Annotated in this window: 17 protein-coding genes; 9 read left to right on the forward strand and 8 right to left on the reverse strand. The window is 61.7% G+C overall.

The window, feature by feature from the left end; all coding sequences use genetic code 11:
• Positions 1-3: 3 nt before the first annotated feature.
• Genes dapF through SNL23_RS19230 form a run of 4 tightly spaced genes read left to right on the forward strand, consistent with a single transcriptional unit; the run spans position 4 to position 3,161 of the window.
• On the forward strand, positions 4-834 hold the full coding sequence (dapF, locus tag SNL23_RS19215; RefSeq protein ID WP_003208798.1) for a diaminopimelate epimerase: 831 nt from the start codon (positions 4-6) through the stop codon (positions 832-834).
• A gap of 13 nt (positions 835-847) precedes the next feature.
• Positions 848-1,564 carry a DUF484 family protein gene (locus SNL23_RS19220; RefSeq protein ID WP_010168025.1) on the forward strand — a complete coding sequence of 239 codons (717 nt, stop codon included), beginning with the start codon at positions 848-850 and terminating at the stop codon, positions 1,562-1,564.
• A 2-nt stretch (positions 1,565-1,566) separates the two neighbouring features.
• A complete protein-coding gene (gene xerC, locus SNL23_RS19225) occupies positions 1,567-2,466 on the forward strand; it encodes a tyrosine recombinase XerC (RefSeq protein ID WP_076013125.1) in 900 nt (299 codons plus the stop codon).
• Positions 2,463-3,161: an HAD family hydrolase gene (locus SNL23_RS19230; protein WP_076013126.1), complete on the forward strand. Its 699-nt coding sequence runs from the start codon at positions 2,463-2,465 to the stop codon at positions 3,159-3,161. Before xerC ends, SNL23_RS19230 begins: the two co-directional genes overlap by 4 nt.
• Positions 3,162-3,416: 255 nt before the next feature.
• Here SNL23_RS19230 and sutA read toward each other — a convergent pair whose 3' ends face one another.
• The 4 genes from sutA to glnK all read right to left on the reverse strand — a co-directional run bounded on the left by sutA (position 3,417) and on the right by glnK (position 6,189).
• A complete protein-coding gene (sutA, locus tag SNL23_RS19235; protein ID WP_076013127.1) occupies positions 3,417-3,740 on the reverse strand; it encodes a transcriptional regulator SutA in 324 nt (107 codons plus the stop codon).
• A gap of 103 nt (positions 3,741-3,843) precedes the next feature.
• On the reverse strand, positions 3,844-4,269 hold the full coding sequence (locus tag SNL23_RS19240; protein ID WP_017476675.1) for a secondary thiamine-phosphate synthase enzyme YjbQ: 426 nt from the start codon (positions 4,267-4,269) through the stop codon (positions 3,844-3,846).
• A 209-nt stretch (positions 4,270-4,478) separates the two neighbouring features.
• Entirely contained in the window at positions 4,479-5,816 is a 1,338-nt protein-coding gene (locus tag SNL23_RS19245; RefSeq protein ID WP_318303129.1) for an ammonium transporter, read from the reverse strand.
• 34 nt (positions 5,817-5,850) lie between these two features.
• Positions 5,851-6,189, reverse strand: a complete 339-nt coding sequence (glnK, locus tag SNL23_RS19250) for a P-II family nitrogen regulator (protein WP_002555808.1) — start codon at positions 6,187-6,189, stop codon at positions 5,851-5,853.
• Between the two features lie 419 nt (positions 6,190-6,608).
• Here glnK and SNL23_RS19255 point away from each other — a divergent pair, with 419 nt between their 5' ends.
• Positions 6,609-6,869 (forward strand): accessory factor UbiK family protein, encoded by a 261-nt coding sequence (locus SNL23_RS19255; RefSeq protein ID WP_318303132.1) that lies wholly within the window; start codon positions 6,609-6,611, stop codon positions 6,867-6,869.
• A 52-nt stretch (positions 6,870-6,921) separates the two neighbouring features.
• Here the strand turns inward: SNL23_RS19255 and cfa are convergent, their stop codons facing one another.
• Positions 6,922-8,034 (reverse strand): cyclopropane fatty acyl phospholipid synthase, encoded by a 1,113-nt coding sequence (gene cfa / locus SNL23_RS19260; RefSeq protein WP_318303133.1) that lies wholly within the window; start codon positions 8,032-8,034, stop codon positions 6,922-6,924.
• A gap of 234 nt (positions 8,035-8,268) precedes the next feature.
• Between cfa and SNL23_RS19265 the strand changes: the two genes are divergently transcribed.
• Together SNL23_RS19265 and SNL23_RS19270 are read left to right on the forward strand one after the other, a co-directional pair.
• Positions 8,269-9,177 (forward strand): LysR family transcriptional regulator, encoded by a 909-nt coding sequence (locus SNL23_RS19265; protein WP_076013130.1) that lies wholly within the window; start codon positions 8,269-8,271, stop codon positions 9,175-9,177.
• A gap of 97 nt (positions 9,178-9,274) precedes the next feature.
• Positions 9,275-10,771, forward strand: coding sequence for a YifB family Mg chelatase-like AAA ATPase (locus tag SNL23_RS19270; RefSeq protein ID WP_167664010.1), 1,497 nt, complete (start codon positions 9,275-9,277; stop codon positions 10,769-10,771).
• Here SNL23_RS19270 and SNL23_RS19275 read toward each other — a convergent pair.
• Positions 10,758-11,342 carry a TetR/AcrR family transcriptional regulator gene (locus tag SNL23_RS19275; RefSeq protein ID WP_076013132.1) on the reverse strand — a complete coding sequence of 195 codons (585 nt, stop codon included), beginning with the start codon at positions 11,340-11,342 and terminating at the stop codon, positions 10,758-10,760. The genes SNL23_RS19270 and SNL23_RS19275 overlap by 14 nt on opposite strands.
• Positions 11,343-11,456: 114 nt before the next feature.
• Here SNL23_RS19275 and SNL23_RS19280 point away from each other — a divergent pair, with 114 nt between their 5' ends.
• Positions 11,457-12,380: an ABC transporter six-transmembrane domain-containing protein gene (locus tag SNL23_RS19280; RefSeq protein WP_318303134.1), complete on the forward strand. Its 924-nt coding sequence runs from the start codon at positions 11,457-11,459 to the stop codon at positions 12,378-12,380.
• Between the two features lie 117 nt (positions 12,381-12,497).
• Here SNL23_RS19280 and SNL23_RS19285 read toward each other — a convergent pair whose 3' ends face one another.
• Positions 12,498-14,474: a methyl-accepting chemotaxis protein gene (locus SNL23_RS19285; RefSeq protein ID WP_318303135.1), complete on the reverse strand. Its 1,977-nt coding sequence runs from the start codon at positions 14,472-14,474 to the stop codon at positions 12,498-12,500.
• Positions 14,475-14,652: 178 nt separating this feature from the next.
• Positions 14,653-15,573 carry a LysR substrate-binding domain-containing protein gene (locus SNL23_RS19290; protein WP_318303137.1) on the reverse strand — a complete coding sequence of 307 codons (921 nt, stop codon included), beginning with the start codon at positions 15,571-15,573 and terminating at the stop codon, positions 14,653-14,655.
• A 152-nt stretch (positions 15,574-15,725) separates the two neighbouring features.
• Between SNL23_RS19290 and SNL23_RS19295 the strand changes: the two genes are divergently transcribed.
• Positions 15,726-17,129, forward strand: a complete 1,404-nt coding sequence (locus SNL23_RS19295) for a NorM family multidrug efflux MATE transporter (protein WP_318303138.1) — start codon at positions 15,726-15,728, stop codon at positions 17,127-17,129.
• Positions 17,130-17,135 lie beyond the last annotated feature (6 nt).

Raw genomic sequence — 17,135 nt, forward strand, 5'->3', positions numbered from 1 at the left:
GCCATGTTGCTGCGTTTTACCAAGATGCACGGGCTGGGCAATGACTTCATGGTTCTCGACCTGGTCAGCCAGCACGCGCACATCCTGCCCAAGCACGCCAAGTTGTGGGGCGACCGGCACACCGGTGTCGGCTTCGACCAATTGTTGCTGGTGGAAGCACCGAGCAACCCGGAAGTGGATTTCCGTTACCGGATCTTCAACTCCGACGGCTCAGAAGTGGAACAGTGCGGCAACGGTGCCCGCTGTTTCGCCCGTTTTGTGCTGGACAAGCGCCTGACCGCCAAGCGGCAGATTCGCGTCGAGACCAAAAGCGGCATTATCGAGCTGGATATTCGCAGCGACGGCCAGATCGGCGTCAATATGGGCGCCCCACGGCTGGTGCCGGCGGACATTCCGTTCCAGGCCACCGAGCAAGCGCTGAGCTACGCCGTGGACGTGGACGGCAAGACCGTCAACCTGGCTGCTGTGTCCATGGGCAACCCCCATGCCGTGCTGCGGGTCGATGACATCAACAGCGCACCGGTTCACGAACTTGGGCCGAAGATCGAAAACCACCCGCGCTTTCCGGCGCGGGTCAACGTGGGTTTCCTGCAGGTCATCGACCGTTCCCGTGCGCTCTTGCGCGTCTGGGAACGCGGTGCCGGCGAAACCCAGGCTTGCGGTACCGGCGCCTGCGCCGCTGCCGTGGCCGCGATCAGCCAGGGGTGGATGGATTCGCCACTGCTGATCGACCTGCCCGGCGGACGTCTGTCCATCGAATGGGCAGGCCCCGGCCAACCGGTGAAAATGACCGGCCCGGCCACCCGCGTCTACGAAGGACAGGTCCGTCTATGAGTGAGCAAATCTAATGACTGATAAGCCTCAAGTACCCGCGAAAGCATCCCCAAGCGAAAGTCTGGAGGCCGCAGCCGTTGCGGCGTATCTGGAGGCTAATCCGGACTTCTTCGTCGAACACGAAGAGCTGCTGCCAGCCCTGCGTATTCCCCACCAGCGCGGCGATACCGTGTCGCTGGTGGAGCGGCAGATGAAAATCCTGCGCGAGCGCAATATCGAGATGCGTCATCGGCTCTCGCAGCTGATGGACGTGGCCCGCGACAACGACCGCCTTTTCGACAAGACCCGCCGCCTGGTCCTGACCCTGATGGACGCCGCCAGCCTGGAAGAAGCGGTGATTGCCGTCGAAGACAGCCTGCGCCAGGACTTCCAGGTGCCTTTTGTCAGCCTGATCCTGTTCAGCGACAACCCGATGCCGGTAGGGCGTTGGGTCAGCGGCAGCGATGCCCAGACTGCCATTGGCGGCTTGCTGTCCGAAGGCAAGACCATCAGCGGCACCCTGCGTGAGCATGAGCTGGACTTCCTGTTTGGTGCCGAGCAGCGCCAGCAGATCGGCTCCACGGCGGTGGTTGCCCTGAGTCATCAAGGGCTGCATGGAGTGCTGGCCATCGCCAGCCGCGATCCGCAGCACTACAAAAGCTCGGTGGGCACGCTGTTCCTGAGCTACATCGCCGAAGTGCTGGGCCGCGTCCTGCCGCGCTTCACCACCGCCTTGCGCGCGGTGCGCTAGCCATGGAACGACAACTGGACGCCTACTGCGCTCACCTGCGCAGCGAGCGCCAGGTGTCACCGCATACCCTGGAAGCCTACCGGCGGGACTTGAACAAGGTCCTGGCGTTCTGCGAGAAACAACACATTAGCAGCTGGAAGGCCCTGGATATCCAGGGTCTGCGCAGCCTGATCGCCCGCCTGCACCAGCAAGGCCAATCCTCTCGCAGCCTGGCGCGCCTGTTGTCGGCGGTGCGCGGCCTCTATCACTACCTGAACCGCGAAGGCCTGTGCGACCACGACCCGGCCAACGGCCTGGCGCCGCCCAAGGGCGAGCGTCGCCTGCCCAAGACCCTCGATACCGACCGTGCCCTGCAATTGCTCGACGGCGCGGTGGAAGATGACTTCTTGGCCCATCGCGACCAGGCGATCCTCGAACTGTTCTACTCCTCGGGCCTGCGCCTGTCGGAACTGACCGGGCTTAACCTCGATCAACTGGACCTGGCAGATGGCCTGGTGCAAGTGCTCGGCAAAGGCAGCAAGACCCGCGTGTTGCCGGTGGGCAAAAAGGCCCGCGAAGCCTTGCTGCTGTGGCTGCCTCTGCGTGCGCTGGCCAACCCGGCGGATGACGCGGTGTTTATCAGCCAGCAAGGCCGGCGCCTCGGGCCCCGGGCCATTCAGGTACGGGTCAAGGCCGCCGGCGAGCGCGAGCTGGGGCAAAACCTGCACCCGCACATGCTCCGGCACTCCTTTGCCAGCCACTTGCTGGAGTCGTCACAGGACCTGCGCGCGGTGCAGGAACTGCTTGGCCACTCCGACATCAAGACCACCCAGATCTACACCCACCTGGACTTCCAGCACCTGGCAACGGTGTACGACAGCGCCCATCCACGGGCCAAACGCATTAAGGGCAGTGACTCATGAGCATCAAGCTGATCACCTTCGACCTGGACGATACGCTCTGGGATAACGTGCCGGTCATCGTCAGCGCCGAGGCGTCAATGCGCGAGTGGTTGGCGACCCATGCCACCAAGGTGGGCGACTTGCCCCTGGAGAAGTTTGCCAGCCTGCGCCAACAGGTGCTGGAGCGGCATCCTGAGCTGAAATACCGCATCAGCGTGCTGCGTCACAAGGTGCTGCAATATGCTTTCGAAGAGGCTGGGTATCCGCTGCCGGAAGCGGCGCAGATGGCGGATGTGTGCTTTGAAGCGTTCATCCACGCCCGGCACCAGCTCACGGTATTTCCCGAGGCCGAGCCGATGCTCCACGCGCTACGCCAGCACTATCTGCTGGGGGTGATTACCAACGGCAATGCCGATGTTCAGCGTGTGGGGCTGGCAGATTACTTTCACTTTGCCCTGAGGGCTGAAGACATTGGTATCGCCAAACCGGATGCGCGGTTGTTTCAGGAAGCCTTGCAGCGCGGTGGCGTAGAGCCGGGCGCGGCGGTGCATGTGGGTGATCATCCGGGGGATGACATTGCCGGTGCGCAGCAGGCGGGACTGCGGGCGGTGTGGTTCAACCCGGCGGGCAAGGCCTGGGAAGCAGAAAAACGCCCGGATGCCGAGATTCGCAGCCTGACCGAGTTGCCAGCACTCCTCGCCCGCTGGAACGCGTAACCTGATGATGAAGGGCTTTTGTGGCGAGGGAGCTTGCTCCCGCTGGGCTGCGAAGCGGCCCCTGAACCAGCCACGACGGCCTTTCTGAAAGAACGCGTCGACCCAACCAGGGGCCGCTTCGCGCCCCAACGGGAGCAAGCTCCCTCGCCACACACGCTCTTCATCCTTAGATGTGTGTTGGCCCTAACCATTTTGTAGCGCCCATGAAAAAGCCCGCAGCGACGGCGGGCTTTTTCAGCAAGCGAACAGCTGACCTTAGATAGGCCGGCTGCCGTACTTGTTATCAGGCTTCTTCGGCGGATCTGCCACCACGTTAGCCTCGACTTCCTGCACTTTGCCGCCTTTAGCGAGGAATTCTTCCATCGCACGGGCCAGCGCATCGCGCTCTTTGTTCTTGGCTTCTACGCTCGGCAGTTCGTCGACCGACACCGCAGCCTTGGCCTTGCCCTTGGCTGCCGGGGCCGGTGCATCGTCGCCACCGTCGTCGTCAGCCACGTCTTCGGCAGCCGCCTCAAGACCTTCTTCGGTTTCGTCGTCGCCTACTTCGAGGTCGTCGTTTTCCAGATCATCGTCGCTCATGTTCTACCTCATGACTTGCGAAAAGCAGATTAGTTATAGCCCAGCTTCGCCACCTGTCGACGGCCGCCGGGAAAAAATCAACATCCACCGGATAACCAGTGGCTTATGCCCCATCACCGTGCAAGGTGGCGAGGACTTTACGAGCACCGCCATGATCACGGTGCTCGCCCAGATAAACACCTTGCCAGGTCCCCATCGCCAAGCGGCCGGCCCTTACCGGCAAACTCAACTGACAGCCCAGGAGACTGGCCTTGAAGTGCGCAGGCAGGTCATCCGGACCTTCGTCGTTGTGTTCATATCCCGCCATGCCTTGCGGCACCAGCGCATTGAAAAAACGCTCGAAGTCACGGCGAACCGCCGGGTCGGCATTCTCGTTGACCGTCAACGAGGCCGAGGTGTGCTGCAGCCACAAATGCAACAGTCCCACCCGACAGGCCTTCAATTCAGGCAGGCCGGCGAGCAACTCGTCCGTCACCAGATGAAAGCCCCGGGGCTTGGCCCGCAGGGTTATCAGGGTCTGTTGCCACATACAGTTCTCCGCACATCGGCGCGCATTCTAGCGCGCTCAGGAAAAAAACAAAGTGCCGAATACGCCTACATGCCTGTAAGACATTCGCACACTGAAAAGTGCGGTGTGGATCCCATCACAAAGTCGCCAAAAAACCCATACACCTTTAGCCACAGACAAACCCCGGGCAAAAAAATGCCCGGCAAGCCGGGCATCTTTTTTTCGCGTACTTACAAGTTGTAGCCGCGCTCGTTGTGTTGTGCCAGGTCGAGGCCAACCGCCTCTTCTTCTTCGGTCACCCGCAGGCCCATCACCATGTCCAGCACCTTGAGGATGATGAAGGTCACGACAGCGGTGTAAATGACGGTGAAGCCGACACCCTTGGCCTGAATCCAGACCTGCGCCGCCACGTCAGTCACAGTGCCGAAGCCGCCCAGTGCAGGGGCTGCGAACACACCCGTGAGGATCGCACCCACGATACCGCCGATACCATGAACGCCGAACGCGTCCAGGGAGTCGTCGTAGCCCAGCTTGCGCTTGAGGCTGGTGGCGCAGAAGAAGCAGATCACACCGGCAACCAGGCCGATCACCAGGGCGCCCATCGGGCCCACGGTGCCAGCGGCTGGAGTGATTGCCACCAGGCCAGCGACCACACCCGAGGCGATGCCCAGAGCGCTTGGCTTACCGTGAGTGACCCACTCGGCGAACATCCAGCCCAGCGCAGCAGCCGCGGTAGCGATCTGGGTCACCAGCATCGCCATACCGGCAGTGCCGTTGGCCGCAGCAGCGGAGCCAGCGTTGAAGCCGAACCAGCCAACCCACAGCATGGCCGCGCCCACCAGGGTGTAACCGAGGTTGTGAGGTGCCATTGGGGTAGTCGGGAAGCCTTTACGCTTGCCGAGCACGATGCACGCCACCAGGCCAGCCACACCGGCGTTGATATGCACCACGGTGCCGCCTGCGAAGTCCAGCACGCCCCAGTCGCCCAGCAACGAACCCGGACCGCCCCACACCATGTGGGCAATCGGTGCGTAGACCAGAGTGAACCAGACGCCCATGAAGATCAGCATCGCGGAGAACTTCATACGCTCGGCGAACGCACCGACGATCAGCGCCGGGGTGATGATCGCGAAGGTCATCTGGAAGGTCACAAACACGGCTTCAGGGAACAACGCCGCCGGGCCGGTGATGCTGGCCGGGGTCACACCCGAGAGGAACAGTTTGGACAAGCCACCCACAAACGAGTTGAAGTTGACGACGCCTGCTTCCATCCCGGTGGTGTCGAACGCCATGCTGTAGCCGTAGACGAACCACAGGATGGTGATCAAGCCAGTGATGGCGAAACACTGCATCATCACGGAAAGAATGTTTTTGGAGCGAACCATGCCGCCGTAGAACAGCGCCAGGCCTGGAATGGTCATGAACAGCACCAACGCAGTGGATGTGAGCATCCAAGCGGTGTCGCCGGAATTGAGGACTGGAGCAGCCACTTCGTCTGCCGCCATGGCCAGGCTTGGCATTACGATGGACAACAGGGCTCCGAGCCCTGCGAATTTACGCAGAGTCATATTGTTTTCTCCTGGGGCGTTGGGGTTTGGCGGCTTAGATTGCGTCGGTATCGGTTTCGCCGGTACGGATGCGAATAGCCTGTTCCAGATTGACCACGAAGATCTTGCCGTCACCGATCTTGCCGGTGTTGGCGGCCTTGGTTATCGCCTCGATAACCCGGTCAAGATCCTTGTCGTCAATGGCGACATCAATCTTCACCTTTGGCAGGAAATCGACCACGTATTCCGCGCCGCGATACAGCTCGGTGTGACCCTTCTGCCGACCGAAGCCTTTGACCTCAGTAACGGTAATGCCCTGCACGCCGATCTCGGACAGTGACTCGCGTACATCGTCCAACTTGAACGGCTTGATGATGGCAGTGACTAGCTTCATGAAAACTCTCTCCCGAATTGGTGGACTTGCCCCAGGAAAACAAACCCGTCTCAAGTCTAAGCGCAGTGCCTGGCTTTGTAACGCTTCGTCGCCTTGGCATTTGCCATTGCGACGCTCGCTAACCACTGGTGACGAAACCTACCCCGCTCCGTCGGCGCACTGCATCGTCACAGCGACTGCATCAGTGCATGGGTCATGATCGTCTAAGCAGAAAGCTTGCCAGCTCCGTAAAAATCACTGAAATCAGTCCTTTGTTCGCTCGCGCCCACCTACCGGGCGCTACGACGGCGAAGATACGCACGAAAACGGTGCGCGACCGCCCGTCCCCATGCGCGAAAAGCGTGCGCCGCCGCTGCTGGAAATGACTATAGACGCTGCGTGATACACTGCCGGCCAACAGATTTTCCGGACGATTTCCCATGCTCGCGCCCAAAGACCTCCTCGACGCCCTGAGCGGCCACGCCTCCCGCCTGTTCAGCAGCGACACGCCGCTGCCGCGCAATGAAATTGAAAGCCAGTTCAAAGCGCTGCTGCAAAGCGGTTTCAGCAAGCTGGACCTGGTAAGCCGGGAAGAGTTTGATAGCCAGATGGTGGTGTTGGCGCGCACTCGGGCGCGATTGGAAAGCCTTGAGGCCAAGGTGGCGGAACTGGAAGCGCGATTGACATCGGCCGCCGAATAAACCGGCCCAACCGGGGCAGGTTTCGCCTGTCCCCGCTAAACCGTTGTAACCTTCAGCTCACCCGCTGATACCCGCCGACAACCCCCTTCTTCGACAATACCCACTGCCACAACTGGATATCCCGCGCGCGAAACGCCCCTGCACACGACAGCAGGTAATAGCGCCACATCCGGTAGAAACGCCGCCCGAAGGTTTCGGCAAAATCCGGCCACGCCCGTTCGAAGTTTTCGCACCAGGCCATCAGCGTCTTGTCGTAGTCGGCGCCAAAGTTGTGCAAATCCTCGGCAACAAACAACCCGTCCATGGCGTCGCCAATCTGCCCGATCGAGGGCAAATCCCCGTTGGGAAAGATGTATTTGTCGATCCACGGATCCGGCGTGCTGTTGCGCTGGTTCTTGCCGATGGTGTGCAACAGGAACAGCCCATCGTCCTTCAGGCAGCGGTTGGCTACCTCCATATACGCCCGATGGTTCTTGCGGCCCACATGCTCAAACATGCCGACGCTGGCGATATGGTCGAACTGCTCGTCGATATCCCGATAGTCCTGCAGACGAAACTCGATCGGCAGATGTGAATACTTGGCGCGGCCCCACTCCGCCTGCTCTTTGGAAATGGTCACGCCAACGCACTCGACACCATAGTGCTCGGCAGCATGGCTCATGAAACTGCCCCAGCCACAGCCGATATCCAGCACGCGCATGCCCGGCTTGAGTCCGAGCTTTTTACAGATCAGGTCCAGCTTGGCGAACTGCGCCTGCTCCAGGGTGGTGGCGTCTTTCCAGTAGCCACAGGTGTACGTCATGCGCGAGTCGAGCATGCGCGCGTAGAACTCATTGCCAAGGTCGTAATGCGCCTCGCCGACTTGCCAGGCGCGTTTCTTGTTTTGCAGGTTCAACCACCGGGAGCTGAACGCGTGAAACAACAAGGTGGCCGGGTTGGCCTGGTCGATCACCCCGGAACGCATAAGCCGGTAGAAAAACTCATCCAGCGCCTCGGCGTCCCAACCGCCATCCATGTAATCCTCGCCAAGACCAAGGTTGCCTTTGGCCAGGGCCAGGTCGAACGTGCCACCGTGGTACAGCTGCATATCCGCAGCCGACGGCCCGTTGACCTCGATCTGCGCCTGCACCAGCAACTCCTTAACGAAGCGCGCTCCCTGAGACATCTCATCAGAACCGGAAAAAGAATGACGCGTTTTGTTAAGCACAATTGCTCTCCAGAAATAGCGTTGCCTTTGATTCATACACTGCGAGAAATCTGGCCATGGAAGCGTCTGGCAAGGCCCTTACGGCATCACCGGGTACGCTGGCTGGGAACAGATGTAACAAATCTTATCCAGCCATTTTTTAAAGATATAATGAATTAATCTTATGAAAACCATGCGAAATTGGAATGCAAGATGGACATCAGGGCGCTTCGTTATTTCGTAGAAGTCGTGGACCAGCAGAGCTTCACCAAGGCCGCAGTGAAGCTGCACCTGACCCAGCCAACGGTCAGCAAAATGGTGCAGCAACTGGAGGCGAGCCTTGGGCTGAAGCTGCTGGACCGTATGGGAAAACGCTTCACCCTGACGGACGCCGGGGAAATTGTGCTCAAGCGCGCCAGGGAAATGATCGCGCTGCACGATGAGATGAACGTGGAGTTGCAAGACCTCCAGCAGGTCGAGCGCGGCGCCCTGCGCATGGGGCTTTCGCCCTCCACCCACCTCGCATTGGCGCCGATCTTTGCGGCGTATCACGCCCGTTATCCGAAAATCGAACTGAAACTGTTCGAAAGCGGCGGCAACATCACCATCCAGGACCTGCGCCAAGGCACCCTGGAGTTCGGCACCATCCTGGACTCGCCGCGCGTGGCGGACATCTGGTCCGAATTTGAATCCATGCCCTTGTTCGAATCGCCACTGTGCCTGCTCGCGCCCCATGACTCGCCCTGGCAGGGGCGCAGCTCAGTTGAACTGAGCGAGCTGCAAGCCTGCGAATTCATCTTTTACGATGACACCTTCACCCTTAACCAATTTGTACTCGATGCCTGCGCCCTGGCCGGTTTTGAGCCGCGTATCAGTGGCCGCAGCAGCCAATGGGACTTTATCGCCTCCCTGGTGCGCCTGGGCGTGGGCATCACCCTGCTGCCCCGGGCGTTCTGCGACACCCTCGACGCCAGCCAATTCAGCATCGCGGAAATACAATCGCCGGCCCTGAACTGGCGGCTGATGCTGGCGTGGCGTAGGCAGTGCAAGCTGTCGTTTGCGGCGCAGGCGTGGTTGACGTTGGCGAAGGAGTTCTTGTGCGTGCCGCCACCCAGCCAGTAGCCCGATACGTTCTGTAAAACCTCGCCGCTGCGTTGCGCCAGCGCTGAACTACCCTTGAAAAACCGCAGGAAGCGGCCACTCATTTCAAGGAACGAGCATGTCCCTCGCCATCGTCCACAGCCGCGCCCAGATTGGCGTTGAAGCCCCCGCCGTCACTGTCGAGGTGCACATGGCCAACGGCTTGCCTTCGCTGACGCTGGTAGGCCTGCCGGAAACCGCCGTCAAGGAAAGCAAAGACCGCGTGCGCAGCGCCATTCTCAACTCTGCGCTGCAATACCCGTCCCGGCGCATTACCCTAAACCTCGCGCCTGCCGACTTGCCCAAAGACGGCGGGCGGTTTGATTTGGCGATTGCCTTGGGGATTCTTGCCGCCAGTGTGCAGGTGCCGACGCTGACCCTCGACAACGTGGAATGCCTGGGCGAGCTGGCGCTGTCCGGCGAGGTGCGGGCGGTGAAAGGTGTGTTGCCGGCAGCCCTGGCGGCGCGCAAGGTCGGGCGCACGTTGATCGTGCCTCGGGCCAATGCGGAAGAGGCGTGCCTGGCCTCGGGGTTGAAGGTGATTGCGGTGGATCATCTGCTGCAAGTGGTGGCGCACCTGAACGGTCACGTGCCGATCGAGCCCTTCGTTTCCAGTGGCCTGATGTACCTGAACAAACCCTACCCGGACTTGAGTGAAGTCCAAGGCCAGCTCGCAGCCAAACGCGCGCTGCTGATCGCTGCGGCGGGTGCCCACAACCTGTTGCTCAGCGGGCCACCGGGAACGGGCAAAACCTTGCTGGCCAGCCGTCTGCCGGGGTTGTTGCCGCCCTTGAGTGAGCAGGAAGCGCTGGAGGTGGCGGCGATTCAGTCGGTGGTCAGCCTGGCGCCGCTGAGCCATTGGCCACACCGGCCGTTTCGCCAGCCGCACCATTCGGCATCCGGTCCAGCGCTGGTGGGCGGTGGCTCGAAACCGCAGCCGGGTGAAATCACCCTCGCCCATCATGGTGTGTTGTTTCTCGACGAGCTGCCGGAGTTTGATCGCAAGGTACTAGAGGTGCTGCGTGAGCCGCTGGAATCCGGGCATATCGTGATTTCCCGCGCCCGCGACCGGGTGAGTTTCCCGGCGCGCTTTCAGTTGGTGGCGGCCATGAATCCATGCCCTTGCGGCTATGTGGGCGAGCCGAGCGGGCGCTGTCGATGTACGCCGGAGCAGATCCAGCGCTATCGCAACAAGCTCTCGGGTCCGCTGCTGGACCGGATCGACCTGCACGTGACCGTCGCCCGGGAAAGCACCGCGCTGAACCCCGGCAAACAGTCAGGTGACGATACCGCCAGCGCTTCCATGCTCGTCGCCGAGGCCCGGGAACGCCAACAACGGCGCCAGGGCTGCGCCAATGCTTTTCTCGACCTGCCGGGGCTACGCCAGCACTGCAAACTGGCGAAGGCCGATGAAGGCTGGCTGGAGAGCGCGTGCGAACGACTGACACTGTCATTGCGGGCAGCCCATCGCTTGCTCAAGGTCGCGCGCACCCTGGCCGACTTGGAACAGGTGGAGGCCATCGCTCGCCATCATCTGGCGGAAGCCTTGCAGTACCGGCCGGCTAGCGCTTCTTAGGCAACGCCAGGAGCAGCCCCGCCACTTCCATCACCTCATCCATTACCGCTTCAGCGGATTCAACGGAGGGTTTGAGCATCAAGTCATCGGCATAGCCCATGGCGACGGCGAACAACTGCCGCGCCGCGCGTTTGGGCGACTCACAGCGGAACACCTTGGCCGCCACACCTTGCTCAATGATCTCGGCGAGCATGGCCTGCCATTGGGCGTTGATCACCAGGTAAGCCTGGGCCAGTGGCTCGTCATGCATGGCTTCATCCCAGGCATCCAGCCACAGCGCCCAGCCGGCGTCTGCCGTGGAGGGCAAGCAGTCACGCAGGAAACCTTCGAGCGCTTGCAGCGGCGGCAGACCTTCCAACGGCACCCGCACCTCGTCCAGTTGCTCGTTGGCAAACCGCACAAAGGCTTCGCGGCGCAGGTCTTTCCAGTCGCTGAAGTAGTGATAGACATGGCTGCGGGACAGCCCGGCATGCTCCGCCAGATCGCGGGTGGAGACATCGGCGAAGCCTTTGCTGCGAAACAGCTCCAAGGCGGCAGCGATAATCTGGTCTTTACGGTCGATACGCGACATGAGGCTTTTCCTTCAGGCACCGGCAGATCGACGGCACTTGCTTTTTGAGCGGTCGCTCAAGGATACTTGAGCAGTCGCTCAATACTAGCGCTTATCTCACCCTTGGTGCACCCCATGTCATCCGTAACACCGCAGATTCTGATCGAAGAAAGCAACAAGATCGGGCAACAATCCGCCAGCCAAACCCTCAAGGCGATCGCCAGGGCCTATCCCGGGAAACTGTTCTGCACCTTGTCGCTGGTGGCGCTGGAGAACGCGTTGCTGCTGGCCTACCCGCTGTTTGCCGGGTTCGCGGTGGACTCAATTATCCGCGGCGACGCCGGCAGCGCGCTGTTCTACGCCGCCGTGGTGCTGGCGTTCTGGGTGGTCGGGGCGGCGCGACGGGCGCTGGACACGCGCACCTTCACCCGCATCTACGCCGATCTCGCGGTGCCGGTGATTCTCAACCAGCGCCTGCAAAACCACAGCACCTCACGGGCGGCGGCGCGGGTGGTGTTGGCGCGAGACTTTGTGGATTTCTTCGAAAAACACGTGCCAATCATCGCGACGGCGCTGGTGTCGATCGTCGGTGCGGCAGTGATGCTGTTGGTGATCGAGCCGTGGATCGGCCTGGCGTGCCTGACCGCGCTGGTGCTCTGCACGACCTTGTTGCCACGTTTTGCCCGGCGCAATCAGGAGCTGCATGAGCGTTTGAATGACCGCCTGGAAAAGGAAATCGGCCTGGTGGAAAAGGTCGGCGCGCAGACCTTGCAGCGGCACTACCAGGTGCTGTCACGCCTGCGCATCTGGCTGTCGGACCGCGAGGCCGCAGCGTTCCTGTTTATCGGCACGCTGGCGGCACTGCTGTTTGTGGTTGCGATCAGCCAGTTGGCGCTGTCGCCGGCAGTCAAGGCCGGCCACGTGTATGCGGTGATGACTTACCTGTGGACCTTTGTCAGCAGCCTGGATGAAGCGCCAGGGATGGTCGACCAACTGGCGCGACTCAAGGACATTGGCAAGCGTGTGGACCCGGGGCTGGGCGACCGATCCGACGTTTGAGGCGTCGAATCGTCCGTCATCGCGGGCAAGCCCGGCTCCCACATTGAACCGATTTCTTCAATTGAACACGGTCAACTGTGGGAGCGGGCTTGCCCGCGATGCGGCCCGAACAGTCAATCAACGAAAACGGTCCACCTCATGCCGCAAGCCCGCCGCCAGGGTCTCCAGTTCCTTGGCGGTAATCGCCAGGTTCGACACCACTTCACGCTGCTCGCTGTTGGCCAGGGCGATGCTCTGCAAGTTGCTGCTAAGCAAGGTCGCGGTGCTGCTCTGCTCCTGGGTAGCGGTGGTAATCGCCGCAAACTGCTGGCCCGCCGAGCGGCTTTGCTCGTCGATCCGCGCCAAGGCTGATGCCACGTCAGCATTGCGTGCCAGGCCTTCCTGCATCAGCACGTTGCCTTGTTCCATGGTGCTGATGGCGTTGCCGGTTTCCTGCTGGATGCTCTGGATCATTCCGGAAATCTCATCCGTGGCTTGACGGGTGCGCGACGCGAGGTTGCGCACTTCATCGGCCACCACCGCAAACCCGCGCCCTTGCTCACCGGCCCGCGCCGCTTCGATGGCGGCGTTGAGCGCCAGCAGGTTGGTCTGTTCGGCAATCGCGGTGATCACACCGACGATCCCGCCGATTTCCTGGGAGCGCTGGCCCAAGGTATTGATCACCGTGGCCGTGCTGTTCAGCGCGGTGGCGATGTGTTCCAGGGACGACGACGCTTCTTGCATCGAGGTGCGGCCGATCTTGGTTTGCTGGGCGTTGTCCTGGGCCAGGCGCTCGGTGTTGCCCATGTTGTCGGCGATGTTCAGCGAGGTGGCGCTGAACTCTTCTACCGCGCCGGCCATGCTGGTGATTTCGCCGGACTGTTGCTCCATGCCTTCGTACGCACCGCCGGACAAACCCGACAGCGCCTGGGCGCGGCTGTTCACGTCTTCTGCCGCCTTGCGGATATGCGACACCATGGTCGACAGGGCTTCGCCCATCTGGTTGAAACTGCGGGCTAGCTGGCCGATTTCATCATGGCTGGAAACGTTCAAGCGCACGCTCAAATCACCGGCGCCCAGGGCTTCAGCCTGACGCACCAGGTCGCCCAACGGCTGCAATTTGCTGCGCAGCAGCCAGACCGCCGCGCCCACCGCCAGCAGCATCGCGAGCAAACTGCCGATCGCCAGGCGAATCCCCACCGACCAGGTCACCGCGCGAATTTCGGCTTTCGGCATGCTCGCCACCACCGACCACGGGCCGCCTTCAAACGGCACCGCGACGCTGTAGAAGTCTTCGTTCTTGTCGCTCCAGAAACGGCCTTTTCCAGGTTTGGCGGCCAGGTCGAGCATGACCGGAATCGACTGATCCAATGCCTGCACCCCAGCTGGTGGGACCAGCCAGTGCTTCTGTTCGTCCAGCAGCGCCAGGGAACCGGTCTGGCCGATGCGGAAGCGCTTGAGGTTGTCGAACTGGGCGTTCTGCGCATCGGTGTAGTCGAAGCCGACAAACAGCACCGCAATCACTTTGCCGCTGGCATCACGCACCGGGCTGTACTGGGTCATGTAGGAGCGATCAAACAACACCGCGCGGCCGACATAGCCCTGCCCGCCGAGCAAGCGTTGATAGGCCGGGTGCTGATGATCCAGCGCCGTACCGATGGCGCGGCTGCCGTCCTGCTTGGTCAGGGACGTGCTGACGCGGATAAAGTCCTCGCCGCTGCGTACGAATACGGTCGCCACGCCGCCGGACATCTGCTTGAACTCATCAACTTCAGCGAAATTGTTGTTGAGCACTTCCTCGCCCAGGTAAAGGCCCGGGGTCTGCACGCCCGCCACCGTCACCGGTTGTTCAGGACGCGTGCTCAAGCCGGCGCTGAAGCGCTTTTCAAACAGCCCGCTCAAACGCTGAGTGCTCTCGCGCAAGGTGCTGTGGAAGGTATTGAGTTGGTCGGCCAGCAAGCGAGCCTCGCTGGCCAGATGCTCCTCGCGGGTGTCGAGGTTGGCTGAGTCCAGCGAACGCAAGGCGAACACCGTGCTGCCGCTGATGACGACAGCCAGTATCACGGCGAGGGCAAGCCCCAGTTGAGAGGCGATCCGGGCGCGAGGTTGAGACATGAAGGCTCCTGGCCGAGGCCAGGATCATCCTGATCTCATAGCGCTGCTCGGCAAAATTCTAATAGGGGAAACGTTGTAGAACGGTAGTTCCAACAACCCTACTTCGGCGGGCAGGCTCAATACTTGAGCGAATCACAGGGGTATCACGCAAACGATTGCTCGCAAATGTGCAATCCGCTCAATCCAGCCGCTCTACCTCGGGCAATTCCATCGCCTGGACCTCACCCTGGAGAAAGTCCGCCAGCCGGCGCAAACGCTCACCACCGGGTCGGGTTTTCGGCCACACCAGATAGTAACTTTCCCCACTGGCCACGGCGGTTGGCCATGGCAGGCTCAGGCGGCCTTGGGCAACGTCTTCGGCCACCATCAGCAGGTCGCCCATGGAAACGCCGTAACCCCGCGCGGCAGCGATCATGCCCAGCTCCAATGTGTCGAACACCTGCCCGCCCTTGAGCGATACCTGGGATGACAACCCCATGCGCTCCAGCCAATAGCGCCAGTCACGCCGGTCGGGTGTCGGATGCAGCAACTCGGCGGTAGCCAGCCGTGTGACATCCCAGGGCCCGTCGCTCAACAGGTTGGGGGCGCCCACCGGAATCAACAGCTCAGGAAACAGGTAACTGGCTTCCCAGTCCGGCGGGAAATGGCCATTGCTCAGTAACACGGCGCAATCGAACGGCTCCTGGTTGAAGTCCACTTCATCGATGCTCATCCAGGCGCTGGTCAGTTGCACTTCATTGCCCGGCTGCAAATGCCGGAAGCGACTGAGCCGCGCCAGCAGCCAGCGCATGGTCAGGGTGGAGGGCGCCTTCATGCGCAGGATGTCGTCCTCTGCGTTCAACGTGTGACAGGCGCGTTCCAGGGCCGCGAAGCCTTCGCGCACGCCCGGCAGCAACAGGCGCGCCGCCTCGGTGAGCTGCAAGGTGCGGCCGCTGCGTTGGAACAGGCGGCAGGCGAAGTGCTCTTCCAGGGTACGAATGTGCCGGCTCACCGCGCTTTGGGTGATCGACAACTCTTCCGCCGCCCGGGTGAACGAGTTGTAGCGGGATGCGGCTTCAAACGCGCGCAAGGCGTAAAGAGGAGGAAGACGACGAGACATGGCGAAAGCTCCGACGGCGCAATCTCGAAACCCTACCAGAATCATTCAGGCATGAGTTTTAATCATGCGTGCCATCGGATTTATCCCTTTGTGCAACGCGCTGTGAGCGCCGAGAATCAACCCTTCCACCCTTCCCTGACTTTTTGAGCGTGATGATCATGCAGCATCCGGCACGTACCGAACTCTGGGCCATTCTGCGGCTGTCAGGGCCGTTGATTGCCTCACAGTTGGCCCACATGCTGATGGTGCTGACCGACACCCTGATGATGGCCCGCCTGAGCCCCGAGGCCCTGGCCGGCGGTGGCCTGGGTGCGGCGAGCTATTCGTTCGTGTCGATTTTCTGCATCGGCGTGATCGCCGCCGTGGGCACGCTGGTCGCGATCCGCCAGGGCGCGGGCGACATTGAAGGCGCCACCCGGCTGACCCAGGCTGGGCTGTGGCTGGCCTGGTTGATGGCGCTGGTGGCCGGCTTGTTGCTGTGGAACCTCAAGCCAGTGCTGCTGATGTTCGGCCAGACCGAAACCAACGTCGCGTCGGCCGGCCAGTTCCTGACTATCCTGCCGTTCGCCCTGCCCGGCTACCTGACGTTCATGGCCCTGCGCGGCTTCACCAGCGCCATCGGCAAGGCCACGCCGGTGATGGTTATCAGCCTGGGCGGCACGGTGATCAACTACCTGCTCAACCACGCGTTGATTGAAGGCATGTTCGGCCTGCCGAAACTTGGGCTGGTGGGCATTGGCCTGGTCACGGCCATCGTCGCCAACTGCATGGCCCTGGCGCTGATCTGGTACATCAAATACAACCGCGCCTACGACGCCTATCCGCTGCGCAAGGGCCTGCTGCGGCCCAACCTGCATTACCTGCGGGAACTGTGGCGCCTTGGCCTGCCGATTGGTGGCACCTATGCGGTGGAAGTCGGGCTGTTTGCGTTCGCGGCGCTGTGCATGGGCACCATGGGCAGCACGCAATTGGCCTCGCACCAGATTGCCCTGCAGATTGTGTCGGTGGCGTTCATGGTGCCGGCGGGCATGTCTTACGCGATCACCATGCGCATCGGCCAGCATTACGGGGCCGGGAATCTGCTGGAAGCACGGCTGGCCGGACGGGTTGGCATCGGCTTTGGCGCATTGGTGATGCTGGGCTTTGCAGCGGTGTTGTGGTTGTTCTCGCACCAGTTGATCAGCTTGTTCCTCGACCAGAATGACCCGGCGTTTCGCGACGTGATCAACCTCGCGGTCAGCCTGCTGGCGGTGGCCGCTTGGTTTGAGCTGTTCGACGGCGTGCAGACCATCGCCATGGGCTGCATTCGCGGGCTCAAGGATGCCAAGACCACGTTCCTGGTCGGGTTGGGTTGCTATTGGCTGATCGGCGCACCGGCCGCCTGGCTGATGGCGTTCAACCTCGGCTGGGGGCCGACCGGCGTGTGGTGGGGCCTGGCCCTGGGCCTGGCGTGCGCGGCAGTCAGCCTGACCTGGGCGTTTGAACGGAAGATGAAGCGGATGATTCGCCAGGAGCCTGAAGCCCACCGCGGATTTCAAGCCCCGCAGCCTGAGTAACGGCTG

Origin of the sequence: Pseudomonas sp. SED1, assembly GCF_034044025.1 — a bacterium.
In the GTDB taxonomy this organism is placed as follows: domain Bacteria; phylum Pseudomonadota; class Gammaproteobacteria; order Pseudomonadales; family Pseudomonadaceae; genus Aquipseudomonas.